18 protein-coding genes and 1 rRNA gene are annotated in these 23,111 nt (G+C 27.2%); 8 read left to right on the top strand and 11 right to left on the bottom strand.

All coding sequences use genetic code 11. From position 1 onward, the window contains the following. The first annotated feature begins 4 nt into the window (after window positions 1-4). The 3 genes from rrf to K5563_RS02055 all read left to right on the top strand — a co-directional run bounded on the left by rrf (window position 5) and on the right by K5563_RS02055 (window position 5,544). Window positions 5-115, top strand: a 5S ribosomal RNA gene (gene rrf, locus K5563_RS02065). Between the two features lie 54 nt (window positions 116-169). After that, a complete protein-coding gene (locus tag K5563_RS02060; RefSeq protein ID WP_221037351.1) occupies window positions 170-4,615 on the top strand; it encodes a transporter substrate-binding domain-containing protein in 4,446 nt (1,481 codons plus the stop codon). Window positions 4,616-4,623: 8 nt separating this feature from the next. Continuing rightward, window positions 4,624-5,544 (top strand): diguanylate cyclase, encoded by a 921-nt coding sequence (locus K5563_RS02055; RefSeq protein WP_221037350.1) that lies wholly within the window; start codon window positions 4,624-4,626, stop codon window positions 5,542-5,544. Here the strand turns inward: K5563_RS02055 and K5563_RS02050 are convergent. From K5563_RS02050 to K5563_RS02030, 5 genes are all read right to left on the bottom strand, one after another. Beyond that, window positions 5,541-6,605 (bottom strand): hypothetical protein, encoded by a 1,065-nt coding sequence (locus tag K5563_RS02050; RefSeq protein WP_221037349.1) that lies wholly within the window; start codon window positions 6,603-6,605, stop codon window positions 5,541-5,543. The two genes, K5563_RS02055 and K5563_RS02050, sit on opposite strands and share 4 nt — an antisense overlap. 61 nt (window positions 6,606-6,666) lie before the next feature. Beyond that, on the bottom strand, window positions 6,667-7,308 hold the full coding sequence (locus tag K5563_RS02045) for an adenylate kinase (RefSeq protein ID WP_221037348.1): 642 nt from the start codon (window positions 7,306-7,308) through the stop codon (window positions 6,667-6,669). Between the two features lie 44 nt (window positions 7,309-7,352). After that, complete coding sequence (locus tag K5563_RS02040) at window positions 7,353-8,561, bottom strand: TraB family protein (protein ID WP_221037347.1); 1,209 nt, start codon at window positions 8,559-8,561, stop codon at window positions 7,353-7,355. Window positions 8,562-8,584: 23 nt separating this feature from the next. Beyond that, on the bottom strand, window positions 8,585-9,745 hold the full coding sequence (locus K5563_RS02035) for a chemotaxis protein CheB (protein WP_221037346.1): 1,161 nt from the start codon (window positions 9,743-9,745) through the stop codon (window positions 8,585-8,587). Window positions 9,746-9,779: 34 nt separating this feature from the next. Further along, entirely contained in the window at window positions 9,780-10,640 is an 861-nt protein-coding gene (locus tag K5563_RS02030; RefSeq protein WP_221037345.1) for a CheR family methyltransferase, read from the bottom strand. Window positions 10,641-10,825: 185 nt separating this feature from the next. Between K5563_RS02030 and K5563_RS02025 the strand changes: the two genes are divergently transcribed. Together K5563_RS02025 and K5563_RS02020 are read left to right on the top strand one after the other, a co-directional pair. After that, window positions 10,826-11,809 carry a peptidylprolyl isomerase gene (locus K5563_RS02025; RefSeq protein ID WP_255571073.1) on the top strand — a complete coding sequence of 328 codons (984 nt, stop codon included), beginning with the start codon at window positions 10,826-10,828 and terminating at the stop codon, window positions 11,807-11,809. Then, complete coding sequence (locus K5563_RS02020; protein ID WP_221037343.1) at window positions 11,809-12,408, top strand: hypothetical protein; 600 nt, start codon at window positions 11,809-11,811, stop codon at window positions 12,406-12,408. The genes K5563_RS02025 and K5563_RS02020 overlap by 1 nt, the downstream gene beginning before the upstream one ends. Before the next feature lie 3 nt (window positions 12,409-12,411). On the opposite strand, the gene K5563_RS04280 is transcribed toward K5563_RS02020, so the two are convergent. Beyond that, on the bottom strand, window positions 12,412-13,176 hold the full coding sequence (locus K5563_RS04280; protein WP_346010887.1) for a hypothetical protein: 765 nt from the start codon (window positions 13,174-13,176) through the stop codon (window positions 12,412-12,414). Continuing rightward, entirely contained in the window at window positions 13,176-14,054 is an 879-nt protein-coding gene (locus K5563_RS02015) for a DNA/RNA non-specific endonuclease (protein WP_221037342.1), read from the bottom strand. The genes K5563_RS04280 and K5563_RS02015 overlap by 1 nt, the downstream gene beginning before the upstream one ends. 432 nt (window positions 14,055-14,486) lie before the next feature. Between K5563_RS02015 and K5563_RS02010 the strand changes: the two genes are divergently transcribed. Both K5563_RS02010 and manA read left to right on the top strand, forming a co-directional pair. After that, window positions 14,487-16,358: a fructose-specific PTS transporter subunit EIIC gene (locus K5563_RS02010; RefSeq protein ID WP_221037341.1), complete on the top strand. Its 1,872-nt coding sequence runs from the start codon at window positions 14,487-14,489 to the stop codon at window positions 16,356-16,358. Next, window positions 16,355-17,482, top strand: coding sequence for a mannose-6-phosphate isomerase, class I (gene manA / locus K5563_RS02005; protein WP_221037340.1), 1,128 nt, complete (start codon window positions 16,355-16,357; stop codon window positions 17,480-17,482). Before K5563_RS02010 ends, manA begins: the two co-directional genes overlap by 4 nt. Window positions 17,483-17,521: 39 nt before the next feature. Here the strand turns inward: manA and K5563_RS02000 are convergent, their stop codons facing one another. Beyond that, window positions 17,522-18,268, bottom strand: coding sequence for a DUF3996 domain-containing protein (locus K5563_RS02000; RefSeq protein WP_221037339.1), 747 nt, complete (start codon window positions 18,266-18,268; stop codon window positions 17,522-17,524). Window positions 18,269-18,278: 10 nt separating this feature from the next. Then, the gene (locus K5563_RS01995) at window positions 18,279-18,884 is read right to left on the bottom strand and encodes a DUF3996 domain-containing protein (RefSeq protein WP_221037338.1); all 606 of its coding nucleotides are present in this window, start codon (window positions 18,882-18,884) and stop codon (window positions 18,279-18,281) included. A 659-nt stretch (window positions 18,885-19,543) separates the two neighbouring features. Here K5563_RS01995 and proS point away from each other — a divergent pair. Next, a complete protein-coding gene (gene proS / locus K5563_RS01990) occupies window positions 19,544-21,010 on the top strand; it encodes a proline--tRNA ligase (protein ID WP_221037337.1) in 1,467 nt (488 codons plus the stop codon). A gap of 14 nt (window positions 21,011-21,024) precedes the next feature. Here proS and K5563_RS01985 read toward each other — a convergent pair whose 3' ends face one another. Together K5563_RS01985 and K5563_RS01980 are read right to left on the bottom strand one after the other, a co-directional pair. Beyond that, window positions 21,025-22,215 (bottom strand): cation:dicarboxylase symporter family transporter, encoded by a 1,191-nt coding sequence (locus tag K5563_RS01985; RefSeq protein ID WP_221037336.1) that lies wholly within the window; start codon window positions 22,213-22,215, stop codon window positions 21,025-21,027. Window positions 22,216-22,443: 228 nt separating this feature from the next. Then, window positions 22,444-23,103 carry an ankyrin repeat domain-containing protein gene (locus K5563_RS01980; protein WP_221037335.1) on the bottom strand — a complete coding sequence of 220 codons (660 nt, stop codon included), beginning with the start codon at window positions 23,101-23,103 and terminating at the stop codon, window positions 22,444-22,446. Between the last annotated feature and the right edge of the window lie 8 nt (window positions 23,104-23,111).

Raw genomic sequence — 23,111 nt, 5'->3', positions numbered from 1 at the left:
GCACCCTGGTGATTGAAGAAAAGAGGAAACACCTGTTATCATTCCGAACACAGAAGTTAAGCTCTTATTCGCTGATGGTACTGCGAGTTCGCGGGAGAGTAGGTTATTGCCAGGGTTTTTTGTTTTCATTTCATATTAATATTTATTGTAAGTCTATATATTATAAGTTATGCGTAGTTTAATTACTTTTTTATTTGTACTTTTTTTATCTCATGTTAATCTATTTGCTAAGCAAACCATAAAATTTAAACTTGTAGATCAATATTATCCTCTTTATTATAAAAATAAAGAAGGTAAAATAGTTGGAATGATTTTCGATCTTATAGGTAAATGGGCTCAAGATCATAATTGTGATATTAGTACAGAATGTATTAATTATCTTGACAAAAATAAAATTGAAGATGATGTTGTTTATTTAGGATTGACTTATAATTCAAATTTAAATGAATATCTTTACTTTAAAAATGAAATTGGAAAATGTATTTCTTCATTCATTTATGATACTAAAAAAGGCAATAAATCTTTTAATACATTTTTATCAGACAAGTTACGAGTAGGTGTTGTCAAGAATACTATATATGAAGATATTTTAAAATTTCATGTTCATATTGATAATGTTTTTTCATTTACAGATACTGAAAAATTACTTTTGGCATTAAAAAATAACGAGATTGATTTAGTATATGGAAGTTATAAATCATTATCTAGTATATGGTATAATTCTTTTCATTCATCTTCGATGAAAGTTTTTAAATCCGAACATTTTTATAGTCTTGGTATAAGAACTGCCATTAGTAAAAATGCTATTAATCATTTGAAATTTTTAGATATTGATCTGTTTAGTTATATGAAATCTCTTTCAAAAAAAGAATATGCGTCTTTTAATTTATTTAAGCTTGATATAGGAATATATAATGATTATCCCCCTTTGAGTTTTGTGAATGATAAAGGTCAATTTTCAGGAATTTTAATTGATTTATGGGATACTCTTGCTAGAGAATATGGGTTTTCAGTTAAATTTATAGGATTTCCAAAGGAAAGCATTAAAAGAGGTATAGATGATAAGGACGTATCTGTTTGGGGTGGAATTATTGAAAATGACAGTATTTTAAGTTCTAAAAACTATAAAACAACCCTTCCCATATATTCACTTAATTTTAATTTGTATCTTACAAATGCCAGAAATAGTAATAAAGTAATAAATTCACAAATTATTGATTTCAATTTAAATGATATTCACCTAGATAAGAATACAGATATAGTAAATAATTTTTCATATGTAGTAAATAATTCATATGGATTTATAGAAAATTCAATTACTACAAGGTATTTGTCAAAATTGCATGGATACAATAATATATTAAGATTTCAAGATCTCAGTTTAAATAGGAAAAAGTTTTTAGTATTAGCTACCAATAATAAAAAATTGCAAATTTATTCATATATGATTAATGCATTATCTAAAAACATTTTATTTGATACTTTTTTGCAAATAGATGAAAATTGGCTTGATCAAGAAGAGGTTGAAGATTATCGCAGTAATTGTCATGGTCACATAAATAGTAGTAGTAGTTTTAATATTGAGGAGAAAATTTGGTTATTAAGTAATAAAAAATTAAATCTTGCTGTTAAAGATTGGTATCCTATTGACTTTTCTGATTCTGGTCGTTATAAAGGAGTAAATGAGTGGTTAATTAAGAAAATAAGAAAACTTACTAATTTAGATTTCAATATTATAAATGTTAGCCAGAGCAAGAAGATTGAGGAATTGATTAAACTAGGAAATATAGACATGTTGTCTGTTAATTTGGATGAATCAAATTCAGATTATGTTTTTAACATTAAAGCAATTTCAGGAATTCCATTACATATTTTTTCAAATAGAGCAAGACTATATTCCTCTCACTCATCTGATCGTCTTGCAATACTTAACTTCTTGTATACAAAAAAATTGGAAGATCAGTTAGGTAAACAACTAATTCAAGTGGATAGTTTTAACGAGGCTTTAGACTTTCTTTATAGAGGAAAGGTTAATGGTATTATTAGTGATGAATATACTGCTACTGTTAATTTTGAGGATTTAAATATTAGAGATATTAAGAAAATTATTACTATGTCAGATTTAAAATTGGATTTAAATATTGCAGTTTATAACCAGGATTATATTTTAAGAAGGATTATACAAAAGATCTTATTTTGTACGAATATTGATAATAAATTATATTTTGATGACTGGGTCTTTAATATTCATGAGAATTCTAAAGACATACTGCTAAAGAAGTCTGGAATAGCAGCGTTAACTGTTGGTATGTTTATTTTTACTATTTTAATATTTTTCTTATTTAATTTGTGGAATGAAATAGTATTTAGTAAAAGAATGTATTCTTCTGCAATTAGCAAGAAAAAAGTTATTGAGGATGCTATTGCTGCAAAAACTATTTTTTTAGCAAGCATGAGTCATGATATTCGTACCCCTATTAATGGCATAATAGCAGCTGCTGAACTTTTAGAAAATACTGATCTTTTGGGTGTTCAAAAAGAGTATGTACAGATGATCAACTATTCATCTATTTCATTGCTATCTTTAATTGATGAGATATTATATATCTCTAAAATAGATATGAACGGAATATATATTGAAAATAATGAAATAGATTTGGAACATGAAATTGAAGGTATTGTAAAGGGTTTCCAGTCTCAGAGTGCAAAACAAAAGATCGATCTTATTTTTTATTCAAAATCAGATTTGGAGAACTATTTAATAGGAGATAAAGCCAGACTTAAAAAAGTACTTATTAATTTAATAGGCAATGCTTTTAAATTTACTACAGATGGACTCATAGTTTTAAATTATGAATTGATATGCAGTACACAAAATGATAATGGTAATAAAATTATTACTATTGAGTTTAAAGTAACTGATACTGGTAAAGGGATTAAAAAGAGTGACATGCAAACAATATTTGAATTATTTAAGCAAGGAGATGATTCTGATGCAAAAAAATATGAGGGTACTGGTCTTGGGCTTGCAATATCTAGGAAACTTATTAGTTTAATGGGCGGTCCTGGCATTACAGTTGATAGTGAAATAGGCAAAGGAACAACTTTTTCATTTATGTTGCCCTTTACTTTAGGTAACAAAATTAAAGATAAAGCATTAAATAGATTAGAACTAGTAAAGAATAAAAAAATTTTAAGTGTGGTTTTAAGTAAAAGGGCAGTTGAGATATTTGAAAGCATAAGTGAGGTATTTGATTATAAAGATAATATAAATTATTTCTATTCTTATGATGATGCTTATAAAGCTTGTTATCAATATCCCTATTATGATTTTATTTTTGTAAACGTTGATGATTCTAGATTGGAAGAAGGTATTATATTTGCTGATAAGGTTGGAAATTTAAATTCTAATATAAAAATAGTATTTGTATTACACTATTTAAATAGTGATAAAATTGGTGATTTGAAATATGAGTATATTCAAAAACCATTTAAAAGATGGGATTTTTATTCTGATTGGATTGTAAATGGTCCAATTATAGATGTTCCTATAATAAGTGAATCCATGCCTTTTCAGCTTAAAAATAATGTTAGAATTTTAATAGCTGAAGATAATGAAATTAATCAAAAAATTTTAAAAAATATTTTGATTGTTATAGGTATAAAAGAAGATTTTATTGATATTGTAGATGATGGATTTAAGGCTATTGAACTTTTAAAAATTAATAGATATGATATGGCTTTTATTGATATAAGAATGCCAAATTGTGATGGATTTACAGTATCTAAAGAGGTTAGAAAATTCGAAATTCAGAATAACTTAAGATCATGTGTGTTGATAGCTGTAACTGCACATGCATTAAGAGAATATAAAGATAGGTGTTTAGAGAGTGGAATGAATGATTATCTTGCCAAACCAATACATATTAGTTCCATTAAATGCATATTAAAAAAATATTTTTATATTGAGGTTGAAAATAATCAGATTGTAAACAACAATAAGTTTGACAGGCTTCCTGATTTACCTAATTTAGATGTTAATGCGGCTTTAAGAGATTTAAATATTTCATATGATATATATGTTGAATTATGTAGTGGATTTATTGGTGTGATTGATAATCTTCTTCGTGATTTAGATGAAGCTTTTAATAGAAATGACATAGAATTAGTAAAGAGTTTATCACATTCAGTTGCTGGGGCTCTTGGTAATATGCGCAGTGGCTTATTTGAGAATTTTAAACAGATTGAAATAGGTTCAGGTTCGATTGAGGAATTAAGAGTTTTATATTCTAATGTGCGTAAAGATTTGGTTGTACTTATTGAGAACATAAAATCTAGCATTTTATGTGTTCTTGAAGATCAAGCTCAAGAAAAATTAAAATTTAAAAACAACGATGAATTTTTAAGTCTTATGCAAAAGCTTTTAAATGGTATAAATAATAGGAATCCAAAAGAATATAGAGAGATACTTGAGATTCTTAAAAAGTATAGTTTAGATAATAATGGTATTATGTTACTTGATTCTCTTATTAAATGTTTAAAATTATATAAATTTGAAGAAAGTTCTAAGATTGTTAAACGCATGATGAGTGATAATAAGATAAGAAAGTCATGATTCAAGGTATGATTTTAGATAATTTTGAAAAAATTTCAAATGAGCCTCAAAAATTGTTGCTTGTGGATGATACTCCCACAAATTTAGATTTATTAATAAGTATATTGCAACATGATTATGAGATTAGAGTTGCATTGAATGGGTTTGATGCTCTAAAACAAGTTGAAATTGCTAATCCTGATTTGATTCTTCTTGATGTATTGCTGCCAGATTTAAGTGGTTATGAAGTTTGTAAAAGGTTGAAGAATGATCCTGAGACTAGAGACATTCCTATAATTTTTATTAGTTCAAGAGATTCTATTGATGCTCAACTTGAGGGATTTAATGTTGGTGGAGTGGACTATATTTTAAAACCTTTTAATAGCAAGATTATTGATGCAAGAATTAAAACTCACCTTGAACTTAAAAGGCTTAGGGATTATTTTAAAGATCTTGCAAGAATTGATGGTCTTACTCAGATTCCTAATAGAAGGTTTTTTACAGATAAATTTGCTAAATTTTGGATGAAAGCTCTAGAACATAAAAAACACGTCATTGTTGGACTGTTAGATATTGATTACTTTAAGAAATATAATGATAATTATGGGCATACCAATGGTGATGAGTGTCTTAAGTTGATAGCAAAGAGTTTAAATAAAATTGCTCTTAGATATAAGATAGATATTGCTCGATATGGTGGTGAAGAGTTTATTTTATTTTCCATAGATAAAAGTTTAGAAGAGATGATTGAGATTGTCAGCATAATAATTGAAGAGATTAGGAATTTAGAGATAGTTCATGAGTACAGTAGTATTTCTAATTTTGTTACAGTTTCAATTGGACTTGCTGAACAAATTCCTTATAATACTAATTTTACTAATATCATTAAGCTTGCTGATGAGAAATTATATGAAGCTAAAATTTTTGGTCGAAATCAGTTTAAATATTAGTTTGGATGAAGTCCAAATTTATAATTTAAAGATAATCCAATAGAATCGTAATAAATATATGAATTACCTGTTGCTATTCTTTTAGAGATATCAGATATTCCATTTGTATCTGCTGTATAAATAGGCGCAGTTGAAAATTTAAGTAGCAAGTCTAAGTCTAAATTTTCAATGATTTTAAATTTTGTCACAAAAGAAAGATTATGATAGAAAAAATCACTTCCCCATCCTTTATTTTGTATTGTACTGATTTTTCGTGCATATCCAATATACGTTTTTCCTTCATATAGAAGTCCAATCATATTGAAAGAGAATAATGGCATTTTGTAGATCAATGCTGCATAAGGTAGGATTATAAATCCATTTATATTTTTACCTTCATCAGCGTTGTGTTTCCAAAGTTGATTATAATTTGCCTGTGGATTGTTTATATACATAACATCATTGCCAATTACTGTAATAATATGTGTCCAGTCTCCATCAAATATAGCATTTAGATCAAACTGTAGCCTACCACCTCCTACTGTTATCTCAGTGTAAAACTCAACGTTTTTTGAATATTGTCCATCTCCAATATGTACTCCAGTACCTTTAAATCCAAATGCTTGCCAACCAAGTCCCAATTCAATTCCTGCATATAAATTTATAAATGCAATGGGAGTAAAATAGATTTTTCCTTTAAGTAGTGCAGTAACAGGTGAGAGCCCAATTTTAAAATCCATAGTTACTTTATTATCTTTAAATAAAAGTGAATTAGGATCATTAAAAAGCTTAAAAGATGTGTTGTATCCTAAATGTGATATTGTTTTAATAGCTCCCCAAAAACTAGGTGAAATTTGCTCTTCTGGTATTACGGACTCAAATTGAGGAGTTATAAAACTTGGAGAAAATTTGCTTTCGCCTCCACAATAGGTTCCAAGTGCATTTGGAGGATAATAAGCCGATTGAAAGTCAATGTAAAAATAACTCATGTCATCTTGTTTTTTTGTTGAATAAATTGAAACAGCCTGTAATAGCATTAAAACTATTAAAGATTTTTTTAAAATATAAGTTTTTACCTTCATACACATGCTTAATTATATCTTATTTTCTTTTAAAAAATATATTAGAGTAATTGATTTCAAATTAATTTTTTTGGTTTTTTGCTATAATTTCCATTAAATTTGTTGCTACTTCATCAACATCTTTTGATGCGCTTATATTATTAATTTTATTTTTCTTTGAATAAAAATCTATTAGTGGTTTTGTTTGTAGATTATATTCTTTAAGTCTAACTTTTAAAGATTCTTCTTTATCATCTTTTCTTTGAAAAAGGACACCTTTACAAATATCACAGATTTCTTTTTCTTTTGTAGGTAGTGTGTATATGTTAAATATTCCTCCGCATGATTGGCATATTCTCCTTCCAGAAAGCCTTTTTATTAATATACTTTCATCAAGTAAAAAGTTGATTACCTGAATATTTTTTAAAAAATTATCTAAAGCCTTGGCTTGATTGATATTTCTGGGAAATCCATCAAGAATAAAATTGTTTTTATTTTTAAGGGTATTAATTTTATCTTCAACAATTTTTATTGTAATTGCGTCAGGTACTAATTGTCCATTTTCAACTATTTGTTCGATTTCTTTACCAAGAGGTGTGGACTTTGATATATTTTCTCTAAATAGATCTCCTGTTGAAATATGATCATAATTAAGTTTACTTGAGAGTATTTTAGCAATTGTACCTTTTCCAGAACCTGGAGGCCCTAAAAAAACAAGTTTCATAATATCACTCCTATATTCTCTTATTTTTATTTTTTGGTGTTTGTTTATCTAAAAATATTTAACAAGAATTTAAGTCCAACAATTGTTCCAATTGCAGACCCAATGTTTACAAAAAATACTATTAGTAAAATTTTTGTAATTTTATTTTTAAAATATCCTTTTATATTAACCAAGTCCTCTTGCAGTTTTTCAAAGTCTTTTATTTTTGGTTTATTTATGTAAGCTTCAACAAGACCTGCAACCATTCCAGTTCCGATAAATGGGATTAAAGAAAATATTGGAGCACCAATTGCTGCTGTTAGTATTGTTATTATGTTAGCTCTTAATAAAAGAGCAGCAAGTCCTGCAAATAAAGAGTTGCATATTATCCAGGATTCTAAATTTTTATAGGCAAAGTAAAATCCTTTAAAGTAAAATGAGCTTGCTATTAGTGAAACAATTAATATTGTTATAAAACAAGATATTAATTTACTTATTGAGAAAGTATTTTTAGGTATAGAATTAAGAATATCAATATTGATAATTTTTTTATTTTCTTTAATTTTTTGTAAGTTTTCTATTATTCCCTTTACATGACCGGCGCCAACGACTGCAAAGATTGTTCCTGAACCTTCAAGTATTTTACTTGCTATAAATTCATCTCTCTCATCAATTAAAATTTTTTTTACAGTAGGAATTTCTTTTGCAAGTTCTTCCATCATATTTGATAGAACATCTTGTTCTTTAAGTTTTTCAATTTCGTCCTGTGTTATTTTTACATCTGAGAATGAAAACAGATGTGATATTATTTTGGCTTTTTCAAAAATTGGAACACAGTTCCAGGCTCTCTTTAGAGTTATTTCAATTTTTCTATCTGCAAGTATTAATGGTATGTTGTGTTCTTTAGCTTTTAGAATAGCTGTTTTCATTTCTTCACCAGGATTAATTCCTTGTTCTTTTGCCAGTTTTTTTTGGAAATTACTTAAAATAATTTGTACTATTAATAAAAATGCTTTTCCTTGCTTTATAACTTTATATATATCTAAATTACGCCACTTTTCATTTTCATCTGTTTCTAAAATTTTGTGGTATCGAGCTTCATCAAGTTCTACAGCAATAAAGTCTGGTTTTAATTCTTCAATTAAAATAGCTGTTTCTTGCGAACTTTTCTTTGATACATGTGCCGTTCCTAGTACATATATTTTATTATTAGATATATCAATAGTTCTTACATGTGAAAAATGATTTTCGATATTATCTTTTTTGATGTCCAAATGTTATCCTTGTCTTTAAAAATCTAACCATCAAGAAGGATGGCCTTTAATAATTTTATCACATGACTTATTGAAACTACATAGTCTATATTATTTTCCTCTATTGCTATTTTTGGCATTCCAAAAACCACTGAACTTTGCTCATCTTGTGCGATAGTTAATCCACCAGCTTTTTTAATTTCTCCAATTTCTCTAGAGCCATCACTTCCCATTCCAGTCATTATTAAAGCTATTGCTTTTTCTTTTACATTTTCTGATATTGATTTAAAGAGTACCCCGATAGAAGGTTTGTGTCCGTTTACATTTTCAGCATCAAATACCTCTGTTTTATATTTTCCATTAATTTTATTTATTCTTGTGTGATATCCTCCAGAGCTTATGTATATGAATCCTTTTTGGAGTATTTCTTGATTAGTTGTTTCTTTGACACCTAAGTCACATATATTATTAAGATTATTGGCAAACTCTGAAGTGAATCCTTTTGGCATATGTTGAACAATAACTATTGGAACAGGAAAATTTTTAGGAATTTCTGGTAGTATTTTTTTTAGTGCTGCAGGGCCTCCTGTAGATATTCCAATAACAACTATGTCGAATTTTCTGGTTTGCAATTTTTTTAAATCTTTTTCGTTTATTATTTTCGATTGATTAAAATATTTATTATCAATTTTTTCTTTTTTAAGTATTAGATTTTTATCTGTTAATTTTATAGGGGTTGGCTTTTTTTCTTTTTCATTATTTATTGTTAGTGATTTATTTTTTTTGACTTCTAAGTTGATATTTGTGATAATTTTGTTTTTTATAGTCTTTTTACCATAAACCGAGAGTAAATTGATAATTTTATCTTTTATGTATTTTAATTTATCATCAGTTTTTATTATGAAATCATTAGCACCTTTTAAGAGAGCATTTTTTGCTATTTCTTGGCATGATGATAGGATAACAACAGGAAGCTTGTCAATTATATTTTGCTTTTTTTTTAAAAAAGCAATTTCTTTGATTGTTTCTGTTTCTAAACTAAGTAATACTACGTCTGGATATTTTTTAAGTTTTTTAAGAGCAAAGTCTCCATTAGCTGCAGTGGCAATCACTTCAAGGTTTGAAGATGAGTTTATAATATCTGATATAGCCTTTCTATTAGTAGAAGAAGGTTCAATTACAAGCACATAAATTTTTACTTGCATTTTTATTTTGCTCCTATAGATTTTTTGTGCACGATTATAATTTATATCGGCTTTGGAACTGAAACTTATTTTTGGGAAGACTTGTATCATCTTTTTCATATATTATAGACCAAGCTGTCCTTAAAAACTTGAAAGGAAGATTTAAACCAAAAAGTGATTCTGAGTGTCCAATAAATAAATAACTTTTACTAGCCATAGAGGCATAAAATTCTTTTAGAACTTTTATTTTAGATTTTTCATCAAAATATATAAGTACATTTCGGCAGAAAACAACATCTATATTTGAAAATTCACTTTCAAAACTTAAATTATGATAGTCAAACTGTATGTGTTTTTTGATATTTTCTATTACTGTATAATCATTCATATAAGGTTTAATATATTTTTTGTATTTTGTTGGAATCTTTTCACATTTTTGTGCATTATAATGTCCTTCTTTTGCTTTTATTAGGGACTTTAAACTTAAATCGGAAGCAATAATAGTGAAGTCAAAATTTTTTGGAAGATTAGATTTAAGAACAAATGCCAGAGAATATGGTTCTTCTCCTGTTGAGCATCCAGCAGACCATATAATAATTTTGTTTTTACCTTCTTGATTTTTAATTTTTACTAAGTTTGGAATTACAAATTTTTCAAAGGTTTTAAAATGGGCTTCATTTCTAAAAAATTGTGTTAGGTTAGTAGTTACAAGATCTAGAAAGTATTTTTTTTTAACTTGATCAGAAATTATTAATTCGTATAGTTGTTTAGGATTATTTATATTTTCAAGTTCTTGCATTGCAGTGTTGATTCGGCCTTTTAAAACGACTTTGTTTTTCTCGTTAAATCGAATTCCACTGCTGTCATATATAAAATTACAAAATTTTATAAGGAGTTCATTGCTAATATTTACCATTTAATAACATCCAAATTTTCTAAGTCCCTTACTAGATAGTATTATTTATTAATTGTGAATTGATAGATTATTTTACAATTTTTACTTAAAAATTGTAAAATGAGGGCTGATCGCTTTATTTAAATATTATTTTATAGGGAGTAGGCTTTGTGTATAAGTTTTTATTATATTTTATATTGATTTTTATGTTTTTAGCTTGTAATGGCAAAAGGAAAGATATAGTGAGAAAAGATGGAATATTTGCATTAATTAGTACAAATAAGGGCAATATAGAAATTGAACTTTATTATAAGGATGCACCTTTAACAGTTATGAATTTTATAGGTCTTAGTGAGGGCACTATTAAAAATTCTGTTACAGATAAACCTTATTTTGAAAATATTATATTTCATAGGGTAATTGATGATTTTGTTATTCAAACAGGAGATCCTACAGGAACGGGGACTGGAGGACCTGGTTATTTTTTTCCTGATGAATTTAATAAAATATTGAGTCATAATCATTCAGGAACTGTTTCTATGGCTAATTCAGGACCTGATACTAATGGGAGTCAGTTTTTTATTACTCTTTCAGATAATCTTACTTATTTGGATTTTAAGCATTCAATTTTTGGTAAAGTAATTGAAGGAATGGATACGGTTAGAAGTATACGCCAAGGAGATAAAATAAATAAAATAAATATTTATCGTTTTGGGGAGTATGCAAATGCTTTTAAAGTTGATAATGAAGAATTTTTAAAATTAAAACAGAGTTATGAGTTAAAAAAAGTTGAAGAGAATAAAAAATATATGGCTTCTCAGCTTAAGATAATTGAGACAGATTACAAAGATTTTCAAAAAGATGCAAATGGCATCTTATACAAAATAAAGAAAAAAGGTAATGGCAGAAGTGTTAGAAAAGGAAATGTTATAAGAGTAGATTATGAGGGTTTTTTGTTAAGTGGAGTAAAATTTGACAGTTCAATTGAGAGAGGTGAACCAATAGAGTTTGTGGTTGGTAATAGTCAAGTGATTAAAGGTTGGGATTTAATGTTGTCTGGTATGTATGAGGGAGAAGAGAGAGTAATAATAATTCCGCCAAGTCTTGCTTATGGAGATAGAAGTATTGGTGGTATTATAAAGGCAAATTCTTTTTTAAAATTTAATATTATTCTAAGGAAAATTAATTAATGTCTAGACAATTTTTTTTTAACAAAAATATTAAATTTGAGATTTATAGAAAATTTTTTCATATTTCCACTTTGACTTTTTTATTGTTTTATAAGATGAATTTTTGGATAGGTTTTGTATTTAGTTTGTTTTTTATATTTTTATATTTAACTTTGGAAATATTTAGAATAATGGAAATAAATTTATTTTTTCTAAAGGGTATATCGGAAATAATAGTAAACTCCAGAGAGATATCTTCATACAAGAAGGTTTCTCTTTCTCCGATATTTTTGGTAATAAGCATATTTTGTACTTATTGTTTTATACCAGCGCCTTTTAGTTACATTGGAATATTTTCTGCATGTCTTGGAGATGGTCTTGCTAGTCTTTTTGGGAAAATGATTCCTTCTTTTAAACTTGTAAATAATAAAACATTCTCAGGTAGTGTTATTGTTTTTTTAGTTGCATTTATTGTTTTTTATTATTTTTTTCCAAATTTTTTATTAGCATTGATTATTGGATTTGGGGCTATGCTTGTTGAGCTTTTTGATTTTAAGAAATACGATAACTTATTTTTACCCTTAGGTATAGCAACTTTATCTTTGATATTAAGTAGGTAGGGTTTATAGCCAATAGAAAAAAAATTTTCCTGCCTCTCTTAAGTATATTGGTACTCCTATTAGACTTGGTATAAAGGAGTAAGGTATTTCTATAGAGTTGAGATAAATTCCTATTACTATTAGAAGTATTGATGTAAAGATTAAAAGGTAGTTGGAATTTTTTTTTCTTGAGAAGGCTACCAAAATGTTTATTGGTATTAAGAATAATGTTAAATCAATATAAAATCTATTGTTTTCAGTTGAGAATAATAAGTAATTTGTCTGATCGTGGGCGTTAATAGGTACTAATGAGCTATAAAGTATTGCAAAAGTGAAGATCAGGTAAATAGTATAAGTTATTGATTTAATTTGAAAGTCACATATGTATAAGCTTAAAAAAAATAGATTTAGTAAAGAAAATATGGTGATTAAGTGATAGAATTTCATGAAATAATGAAATTCTAGACTTAATGAATGGCTGAAAAGATAATGTTTTAAAATTGATATAGGCTCGAGTATGAAAGAACAAATGAAACAGTAAAAAAATACAAATTGTATGTTATTAGTTCTTTTATAGTTAATATATGTCCAAATGGAGCCTATGATACCAATAGTGAAAATGAAAAATTTATCAACTAAAATCAATAAGTTCTTATTATATATATTGATAAGATAATTATAAAAGCTTACATTAAAGTTTATGTAATATATGAATATTGATATAATAGTTAGTCCTAATGTGAATATTGTTAACAAAAAAATATTAAATTTTGCAAAGGTTATTTTCATCAAAATTTCCAAGAATTTATATCTTTTTTTATTTTAATTATTTTTTTTATTTTAGCATCGAGTTTTGCAAAAAAATCTATTTTGGTTTTTTCTTCAATTGCATTAACGCTCACAACATAATTTTTTAATTCTAAGTCTTTGGCTTTTTCATTTGGAATGATAAAAGCTAATATATCATAGGAGTTGTCACTATTTAATGATAACACTATTTTATAGAAATTTTTTGGCACTATAATTTTATTTTTTCCAATAAATCCCTTATTTTCTGTTAAAATTCCTGCACTAACAATATAAATTCTTCCTTTTAAAATAGCCCATTTCCTAACTAATTTTTCAAGCTTCAGCCAGATTCCAGAGTTGAACTCTTTTTGTTGGGGCGATATATTTGATAGGAAATATGTATCTATCATCGCATCTGTAGAAAAAGACATATCAGCAGAGCTGACAATATGTCCTCTATCATATCCGCTCTTTAAATAGTCAATTAACTTGGGGGCAATGCCTTGAATATCTTTATCTTCAAAAAATTTTTTACTTCGTTTTATTTTATTTTCTTTAAGCAAAGTTAAGGCTAGTTCAACCATTTCTTTTTTTAACTTGTAAGCTACCCATTCTGCCTGCTTAGCACTCTCAGCATATCCTAAAGAGTAATATTTTTTATTTAGTACTTGAGTTGTAAGATATCCTTTTGGTAAGAGATATTCTTCTTTTAATTCAATTAAACTTTTAGGTCTGTAAATTTTGTCTTTGAGTATTTCTAAATAATTAGAAGCTAGTTCTTTTATATTATTGACGATTTTGGGGTTTTGATATAAAAATAATAATCCTAATAAAATTAATATATAACAACAGAGGAAAATTTTTATCTTTTTTTTCATAACTATATCTCTTTAATATATTGAAAATTATATCTAATATCAAAATCAAAAAAAATATTGCATATATGAATAAATCAGTTTTTATTTTTTAAATAAAATGCAGGTTTTATTTAAATTTTCAAGAATACATTTTCTTTTTTTCCCTTAATTTAATTTTTTATACATAATAAATTCTCTTTTGTGTGAGAAAAATCAGTTTTATTTTTATTTTAAAAATAAACTTTTTTATAATCTATTGCACTTATTTATGTGTGTGATTTATTTAAAAAATATCAAATATGAATATTTATATCAATAAAATCCGATAAATTTTATATTATATAAACTAATTAAATAATATAAAACGAATTTAAAATAAAAAAAAATCAAATCAGAGTTTAATATTTTCTATTATGATAAAATTAGTTTTAGTATTGAAGGAGGTTAAAGGTTATGTTTTTAGACTTTTTAAAAAAAGATCTCATTTTTATATCTAATGAAATAAATTCTAAAGAAGAAGCAATTGATTTTTTAGTTGAGCAAGTAGATAAGCAGGGTTATATATATGATAGAAATGAATTTATTCAAGGATTATTTGATAGAGAAAAAATTGGAGATACATCTTGGGAAAATGGGGTTGCTATTCCTCATTTAATGGGAGATGTTATTAAGTCAAGTTTTATTTCATTGCTTTATATAAAAGGCGCTGGTATAAAGTGGACTGACGATAATCCACCTGTTAATGTAATATTTTTAATTTGTATGTCAAAAGATCATCATAATAATAATCATGTTAAGTCAATATCTTTCATAGCTAATTTATTTGAAAACAATGAGTTTACAAATATTTTAAAAATTTTAAATAGTTCTCATGAGATTTATTCTTATATCAAAAATGTTGAGAGTAACTCCACATATAATGTTGCAGGTAATTTTTTTAATTCAGGAAGAATAGTATCTGTATGTGCTTGTCCTGTGGGAGTTGCACATACATATATTGCTGCTAAGAAGCTTGAAATTGAAGCTAAAAGACAAGGGTACAGTATTAAAATTGAGACACAAGGTTCTATTGGTATTGATAATGCTTTAACAAAATCAGATATTGAATCTGCTGATGTTGTAATACTTGCAGTGGATAAAGATATTAATGAAGAGAGGTTTGATGGAAAAAAGGTTTATAAAGTCTCAACTGCAAAAGCTATAAATGATGTAGACAATGTTATCAAAGAGTCTTTTAATGCTTCAATATTTAATCATAAGAATTTGAATTCTATTCAAGATAAGTCTGGCATTACTAAATACAATTTTTATAAGTATTTAATGAGTGGTGTGTCTCCTATTGTTCCAATTGTAGCAAGTGGTGGTATTTTAATAGCTATTGGTATATCCTTGGCAGGAATTGGTTCTGATGGTCCAAATTTTAATAAATATCCTTTTTATAAGACAATTACAGATATTGGGGCTGTGTCTTTTGACATGATGTTGCCAATACTCTCAGGTTTTATTGCTATGGCAATTGCTGATAAGCCAGGTCTTGCCCCGGGTCTTGTAGGAGGTGTGTTTGCTAGGGATGTTAAAGCAGGATTTTTAGGAGCAATACTGACAGGATTCATATCAGGTTTTATTGCTAGGTGGATAGCAAAAATTAAGGTTCCTGAATGGCTAAGACCTGTAATGCCTATTTTTGTCATTCCTGTGATAAGTACTCTTATGATTGGACTTTTTATGATTTATGGTGGTATTTATATTGGGCAATTTATGACATTCCTTGAGGGTACTCTCAAGTCACTTCAGACCAATTCAAAAACTTATGGTATTTTGGGAAAGTTATTCCTGGGATTAGTACTTGGTGCAATGGTATCGATTGATATGGGGGGACCTTTTAATAAAGTGGCGTTTCTTTTTGGTGTTGGTATGATTACTAAAGTCCCACAAATAATGGGTATGGTTGCATCAGCTATTCCTGTTGCTCCAATGGCTATGGGTCTTGCTACTTTTATTATGCCTAAATTGTTTGCAGAAGAAGAGCGGGAGTCTGGTAAAATAGCATTTTTGATTTCTTTTATTGGTATTAGTGAAGGTGCTATTCCTTTTGCTGCTAGTGATCCTGTAAGAGTATTACCTTCAATAGTTATTGGAGGTGCTGTTTCAAGTATTATTGCTGCATTCTTAGGTGTTGCAGACCATGCTCCGCATGGAGGGCCAATAGTTCTGCCTGTTGTTGATAATAAGTTGGGATTTATTATTGCAATAGTTGTTGGAGTTGCGGTTGCAACGAGTTTAGTTCTTTTTCTTAAATCTGTAAAAATTAAGGAATTTAAATGAAAAGTAGTAATATATTTTTAATGAAGAATTCAGTTAAAGAATATGATTGGGGTGGAATTAGTTTCATCCCTTCTCTTTTAGGACAAAAAGAAGATGGTTTTCCTAAAGCTGAGATGTGGCTTGGAGCACATAAAACATTTTCTAGTAAGATATTGGTTGGTAGCCAATATGTTTCCCTTTATGATTTTTTAAAAAATTATAAAGAGTTTTTAGGCAATGAAAATGAATTATTTTTTTTATTTAAAGTTCTCTCGGTTCAAAGACCTTTATCAATACAAATACATCCTTCAAAGGATATTGCTTTAAAAGGTTTCAAACTTGAAAATACCAAGGGAATAGATATTAATGATTTTAAAAGAATTTATAAAGATATAAATCCAAAAATAGAACTTGTTTATGCTTTGAGTAATTTTTATGTTCTTAAAGGTTTTTTACCTCTCCTTGAAATCAAAAACATATGTAAAAAATTAAAGTTAAATCTTAACTTTACAACGCATAAGGAATTTATAAAGAATATATTTAGTTTAAATAAGTTTGAAATTGAAGCTGCTATTGAAAAAGTAAAAATCAATTTAAATTCTATAGATAGTCTTAGAGCTTATTGGTTTAAGGAGATTAATAAGGTTTATGGGTTAGATATTGGTCTTTTAGTGTTTTTAGGGATGCATATTGTTCAGTTAAATCCAGGGGAAGTTTTTTATATAAATAGTCAAGAAGTTCATGCTTATCTTAAAGGTGAGTGTATTGAGCTTATGACCAACTCTGACAATGTGATTAGGGCAGGTCTTACTACCAAATATGTTGACAGAGATGAGATGTTAAAAGTTGGTAGATTTGAAGAGACAGTATTTTTGTTATTAAGAGGTGAAAATATTGATGGTTTTAATATGTTTAAGCTTCCAGGTACTAATTTAAGTTTATTGCAAAGATATGTAGATGATTTAGATGGAAACATTTATTTTGCAAGAGATAGTGGTGTGATGATATTGTTAGTGATGCATGGAGAAATTCATGTGAATTATGACTTTTGCCTTAAGACAGGAGAAAGTATATTTATAGGAATTTGTGATCAAGGTTTGTTAATTTGTGGAAATGGAGAAATTTTTATTGCAATCTCTTCATAGCACAATATGTAAATGTTTGAATTGGGTAAAATTCATAGTTTACATGAAAAATCTGATAAACCCAATTGCAAAGAATTTAAATCTCATTCCTTCAAATACTATTTTTGGTTTTGTGAGAAATATTGTTGGACCAACTGTAGCACAGACTTTAAGTCCTAATGATAAATTTTTTATAATTTTGTGTTCTATTGATATGGGTAATCTAGCTAATATTGCTATCCTTTCATAAGGAGAAGTTTGCGTTGTAGTTCCGCCAGGTATAGTTAAATTGGCTTGTGACCAGTCTGCACCAACACCAAAACCTCCTCCAAGTATTAAAGTTCCTATTTGTTGTTTGAAAGATAAATCGATTCCTATTAAGTTGAAGGGATGAAAATTCTCGGGATTTAAGTATAAAAACCCTCCATATCCAAGATTGATGTCTATATATGGAATAGAAATTAAGATATTAATGAAAGGATTCCCAATCCCTATTCCTGCTGCAAATGAATAAGGATTGTTCTTTGCTTTTACTATTGATTGGGCGAGATATGGGTTAGTTTGTTTAGGAATGGGATTGGGTTTCTCAGGAATTGGATTGCGTTGTTTAGGAGTTGGATTAGGTTGTTTAGGAGTTGGATTAGGTTTCTCAGGGGTAGGTCTGGTATTTGTAATGCAAACTGTTCCATCATCTTCTTGCTTGCATTCAATCGAATAAGGATGATTAGATTTAGAGAACGCAAAATAATATGAATTAAACATTAAAATTAATATAAAGATAAATATCTTTTGATATTTTTTTCTCATTAATTTTCCTTTATAAGTATACTTTTATAAATCCAACACCAAAAAATCCAAATCTTATTCCTTCCATAGATACGGGATTAAAGATCGTTGTGCATCCAATTGTTGCTATGGCCTTAAATCCTATTACTATATTATTTAAAAAATAATATTCCAATGTAATAGGTAATCTGAGTACAGTTCCCAATCTGTTGTTAGTTGATGTTATTGAAAATTTTTCTTCTTCTTGTGTTTTTGTACTATTTCCTTCTGGTAGGCTTGCAATATGTTGTTCATCTGTTCTAATTTGGGACAAGTCAATACCCACACCAAGTCCACCGGTAAATATTGTATCTTCATAAATTTCTTCTTTAAATAGGGCATCAATTCCAACAGCAATATAGGGTATGAAATTATTAGGATTTAGTCCACTAAAACCCCCATATCCAAGTTCGATTTCTACGTATGGAACACTAATGATAACATTAATTAGAGGACTTCCAATTCCAAAACCTATTCCAAACCTATTTAGATTTTGTTTTTCATTTAGTATTTTATTAAGAGCTGATGGATCGATTTGTGATGCAAAAGATAGACTTGCTAATAATACAATCATAATCAATTTTAATAATATTTTCATAAAACCTCCTTTAAACTCTTGTGTTTGATTAGATGATATATAATTCCTAAAAATATGTTTTGTAAAACATGTGCCATGAAGTAGTTTTTCATAGTCAATAAATATAAATAAATATATTTGTTTTATATGCTTTTAATATTAAAATTTGGTTCATATCAATACGTTTTTGGCAATTTTGAGTTATAAAACTTGAGTTTGTTTTTTTGTAGTTTATGAATCAATGTCAAATTTTGGTTGACTTGCGAAGCGATGTCATAAATTAATACATGATTAGTATTGGTAAAATATACACCTGATTTTTTCAAACTAGTAGATAAGAAGTTCCTTTTGATATTCTTGTGGATATGTTTTAGTCTAAGTTTTTGGCATGAATTTTTTTTTAATCTTTGCCATGAGATTGTGGTTGCTGTTATATGTATTCTTCTACATATTTGTTTCAAAAATTTATTGTAAATTACAAGCATACTTTTTCGTCTTACAAAAATAAATATTAGAGCAAAGATTTATATATCAAAATATATTTGACATATTTTTAATATAAATATAAATTTAATTATGTATTTTGCTTTTCAATCAGTTGTTAGGTTATTTTTTTCTTTTATCTATTTTTGTTTTTTGATGGTTAAGATTGCTGAAATTTTTCAAAAAAGGTGAGGTTTATGGGTAATTTTATTGCTTCAAAAGAAGAAGAGTTTTCTAAGTGGTATTTAGATATAGTACACAAAGCAAAACTTGTTGATTATGCTCCTGTTAAAGGTTGCATGGTAATTATGCCTTATGGATATGCTATTTGGGAGAGAATTCAAATCATACTTAATGATAGTTTTCAAAAAACGGGACATAAGAATGCATATTTTCCATTGCTTATTCCTTATGAATTTTTTGAAAGAGAAAAAGAGCATGTCAAAGGATTCTCACCAGAAGTTGCTGTTGTAACAACTGCTGGTGGGGAAGAGTTATCAGAACCTTTAGTTTTAAGGCCTACTTCTGAGACAATTATTTGGAATATGTATAGTAGATGGGTTAAATCTTATAGAGATTTGCCTATTAAGATAAATCAATGGGCAAATATTATTCGTTGGGAAAAAAGAACAAAGCCATTTTTACGTACCACTGAGTTTTTATGGCAGGAGGGGCATACTGCACATGAAACTGAAAAGGAAGCTCAAGAGGAGACTTTATTTATTTTAAATATTTATAAAAGGTTTATTGAGGACTATTTAGCTATTCCTGTATTTTGTGGTAAAAAGACAGAACGAGAAAAATTTGCAGGTGCTGTGTCTACTTATACACTTGAAGCATTAATGCAGGATAAAAAAGCTTTGCAAGCAGGAACATCTCATTATTTGGGCTCAAATTTTGCAGAGGCTTTTGATGTTAAATTTCAGAATAATAAAGGTGAAATGGACTATGTTTTTGCTACTAGTTGGGGAATTTCAACTAGGTTAATTGGGGCATTAATTATGGTTCATTCTGACAATAAGGGCTTGATATTGCCACCAAAAATAGCACCGGTTGAAATTATTATTGTTCCTATTTTTAAAATAGATGATGAGCTAAATAAAAGGATTCTTGAATATTCAACTACTGTTTTTAATCTTTTAAATAAAGAGGGATTTAGAGTTGATATTGATAGAGATGTTAAGAATTCTCCTGGATTTAGATTTGCTGATGCAGAGCTTAAAGGAATTCCAATGCGAATTGAGATAGGATCTAATGATATTCTCATGGATTGTGTTACTGTTGCAAGAAGAGATAAAGATAAAAATGCTAAGTATCAAGTATCAATTAAAGAGTTGGCATTAAAAATGAAATGTGAACTTGAAGATATTCAATCTGAATTATTTAAAAGAGCATTAGAGTTTAGAAATTTGCATACCAAAGAAATTATTGGATTTAAAAAGAATGATTATGATATTTTTAAGACTTATATTAATGAGAATTTAGGATTTGTTCTCTCTTCATGGTGTGGAAATGAGGTTTGTGAAGAGAGTATCAAAAATGATACAAAAGCTACAATACGATGTATTCCTGAAGATTTCCAGAATAGGCCTTTAGATAATTTGACTTGTATTTATTGTAATACAGTGGCTCAACATCTTGTTTTATTTGCACGCTCTTACTAATGTTAGAGCTATTTTTAAGGATCTTCTAAATCATTAAAGTCTATTATATACATTATTGTTACACTATAAGTGAAGTCTATTATTAAAGCTAAGGATGTTAAGATTGGAATTATTGGAGTTATATTAGAATAACTAAGTTCAATTCCTTTTGTGTAAGTCGAACATAGCATTGTAATTATATATATTAAACTATTTGATACATGTGGAAATGCAAAAATAAAAAGAAATGCTAATATGCTCATATAACTTATTTCATAAATTGATATGGGCAAGCTAGAGTAAGATTTTAAAATAATAAAAAATGAAATTGTTGAGATAAAAATTGTTCCAGATTTAGAAATAAAATTGATTATTGGTATATTCGTGATTATTGATTTTTTTATATTCATTCTTTCTGTTTTAATATCTTCTATTAAAACAGAGTAAGGGGCATAAGAGTCCATGGTAAAGCCCGCAAATATTATATTTTGGATAGATATTAGTATGCTTTTATATACAAGTTTAAAATTTTTAGTTAAGTGGTAGCTAAGTATTGGAATTATTATTAAAATAATGATTATTGTCCATAATGAGAAAAATATTATGCTGTTTATATAGTATTGGTAGTCTTTGAAGTTTTTTAAGTTTGTAGTATATGCTGCTGTAATGAAAATAATTCCAAAATTTAGTATTTTGACAACTATCCCGTTTGCATTGTAAAAAAGATTTGAAGTGCTTAATATAAGTTCTCTAGCAATTCTTCCCTTTTGTTTTGCATAATAAAAACTAATTCCAATAATTATTGAAATAATATAAATACTTAAGAGATTTGGATTTTTGTTTGTGAGTATTGTAAAGATATTTTTAGGAAAAAATGTCTCAAGAAATGCTGTTTTATCAAATATATGTAGATTTGGAATATTTTTATCTAATATTGGGATTCTTTGTGGTATGTGTATTATTGCAGCCACGATGGATGTAAGTACTCCTATTATATTGATAACAATTCCATAATAGATGGTTTTTACAATCAATTTCTTAAATTTTTTATTCTCAATAATATTTTCTATGCCAAGTGGAATTGAAAATATTAAAAAAGGAATTAACGAAAAGTAAGCCAATCTTATGCATATATGTGATAGTGTATTGTAGACTTCGGAGGGAAAAAATAATCCAATCAATATTCCAATAGGCATTGTTAGAAAAAATTTTACTTTTGTATTCATATGTTATTCCTTTGCGAGTTTTTAAAATAGTCTTTACAGCATAATAAATCTTACTAGATTTTTGGACAAATATGAAATTTAGTATCTTTTTTATTAAGATTACTTACAATATATAATTATCTAAGATAAGTGTCTTGGAAGAAATATGATCAAATTTTAACCTGTTATTATGAATGGAATTCATATATAAAATAACTTTTTTGAATAAGTATCAAGAGTGTTGGGATATTAGTTAATTATTTTATATTTTTTTATAATATTTTTTATACTTTTATTTTCTAAATTGTTGATTTCTTTTTTGTATTCATCTTTAATGTAAACATTCTTTTTAAGTAATAGTTCGATTAAATTCATATTTTCAATTTCTATTGCGGCTTGTACAGGTGTTTTTCCATTTTTAAGTGTAAGGCTTAAGTCTGCTCCTTTATCTGTTAAAAAATTAAATATTTTTTCATTATTAATGTATATTGCCCAAAATATTGATGGATATTCTGTTTCATCTATTCTGTTAATATTAATTCCATAATCTACTAATATTTTTATAGTTGTAAAGTCGTTATTGATTATTGCAATTGATAGTGGAGATATTCTATATTGGGAATTTATTTCTGCTGAAAGAGTTAAAGCTATTAAAGTTCCTTTTATATTTTGAAAATATACAGATGTGATTAAAAAATCATTTTTTATTTTTTGTAATTTTTTTAAGATTTCATTATTTTTTAAATCTATTGAGTCGATAAAGTTGTCTAGCTTTTCTTTGTTTTGTTCGTATTCTTGATCGTTAAGATTATAAATTGTTTTTGATAAGTTCTTTATTATGCTTGTTGTTTCATCTGCATTTAAAGACATAACATACTGTATGAATATTAATATAAGTATTATTCTCATTATTTTTA

Source organism: Borrelia sp. HM (assembly GCF_019669085.1).
Classification (GTDB): domain Bacteria; phylum Spirochaetota; class Spirochaetia; order Borreliales; family Borreliaceae; genus Borrelia.
Note: the sequence above shows the minus strand (reverse complement) of the source record. Positions and strands in the feature narration are given on the sequence as shown.

Excerpts from the sequence above, each read along its gene's own strand:
- K5563_RS02010 (WP_221037341.1), top strand. The coding sequence starts at position 14,487 with ATGTTTTTAGACTTTTTAAAAAAAGATCTCATTTTTATATCTAATGAA.
- K5563_RS02055 (WP_221037350.1), top strand. The coding sequence starts at position 4,624 with ATGATTTTAGATAATTTTGAAAAAATTTCAAATGAGCCTCAAAAATTG.
- manA (WP_221037340.1), top strand. The coding sequence starts at position 16,355 with ATGAAAAGTAGTAATATATTTTTAATGAAGAATTCAGTTAAAGAATAT.
- K5563_RS01985 (WP_221037336.1), bottom strand. The coding sequence starts at position 22,215 with ATGAATACAAAAGTAAAATTTTTTCTAACAATGCCTATTGGAATATTG.
- K5563_RS02020 (WP_221037343.1), top strand. The coding sequence starts at position 11,809 with ATGTCTAGACAATTTTTTTTTAACAAAAATATTAAATTTGAGATTTAT.
- K5563_RS02030 (WP_221037345.1), bottom strand. The coding sequence starts at position 10,640 with ATGGTAAATATTAGCAATGAACTCCTTATAAAATTTTGTAATTTTATA.
- K5563_RS02015 (WP_221037342.1), bottom strand. The coding sequence starts at position 14,054 with ATGAAAAAAAAGATAAAAATTTTCCTCTGTTGTTATATATTAATTTTA.
- K5563_RS02045 (WP_221037348.1), bottom strand. The coding sequence starts at position 7,308 with ATGAAACTTGTTTTTTTAGGGCCTCCAGGTTCTGGAAAAGGTACAATT.
- K5563_RS01995 (WP_221037338.1), bottom strand. The coding sequence starts at position 18,884 with ATGAAAATATTATTAAAATTGATTATGATTGTATTATTAGCAAGTCTA.
- K5563_RS02025 (WP_255571073.1), top strand. The coding sequence starts at position 10,826 with ATGTTTTTAGCTTGTAATGGCAAAAGGAAAGATATAGTGAGAAAAGAT.
- K5563_RS02060 (WP_221037351.1), top strand. The coding sequence starts at position 170 with ATGCGTAGTTTAATTACTTTTTTATTTGTACTTTTTTTATCTCATGTT.
- K5563_RS02000 (WP_221037339.1), bottom strand. The coding sequence starts at position 18,268 with ATGAGAAAAAAATATCAAAAGATATTTATCTTTATATTAATTTTAATG.
- K5563_RS01980 (WP_221037335.1), bottom strand. The coding sequence starts at position 23,103 with ATGAGAATAATACTTATATTAATATTCATACAGTATGTTATGTCTTTA.
- K5563_RS02050 (WP_221037349.1), bottom strand. The coding sequence starts at position 6,605 with ATGAAGGTAAAAACTTATATTTTAAAAAAATCTTTAATAGTTTTAATG.
- proS (WP_221037337.1), top strand. The coding sequence starts at position 19,544 with ATGGGTAATTTTATTGCTTCAAAAGAAGAAGAGTTTTCTAAGTGGTAT.
- K5563_RS02035 (WP_221037346.1), bottom strand. The coding sequence starts at position 9,745 with ATGCAAGTAAAAATTTATGTGCTTGTAATTGAACCTTCTTCTACTAAT.
- K5563_RS04280 (WP_346010887.1), bottom strand. The coding sequence starts at position 13,176 with ATGAAAATAACCTTTGCAAAATTTAATATTTTTTTGTTAACAATATTC.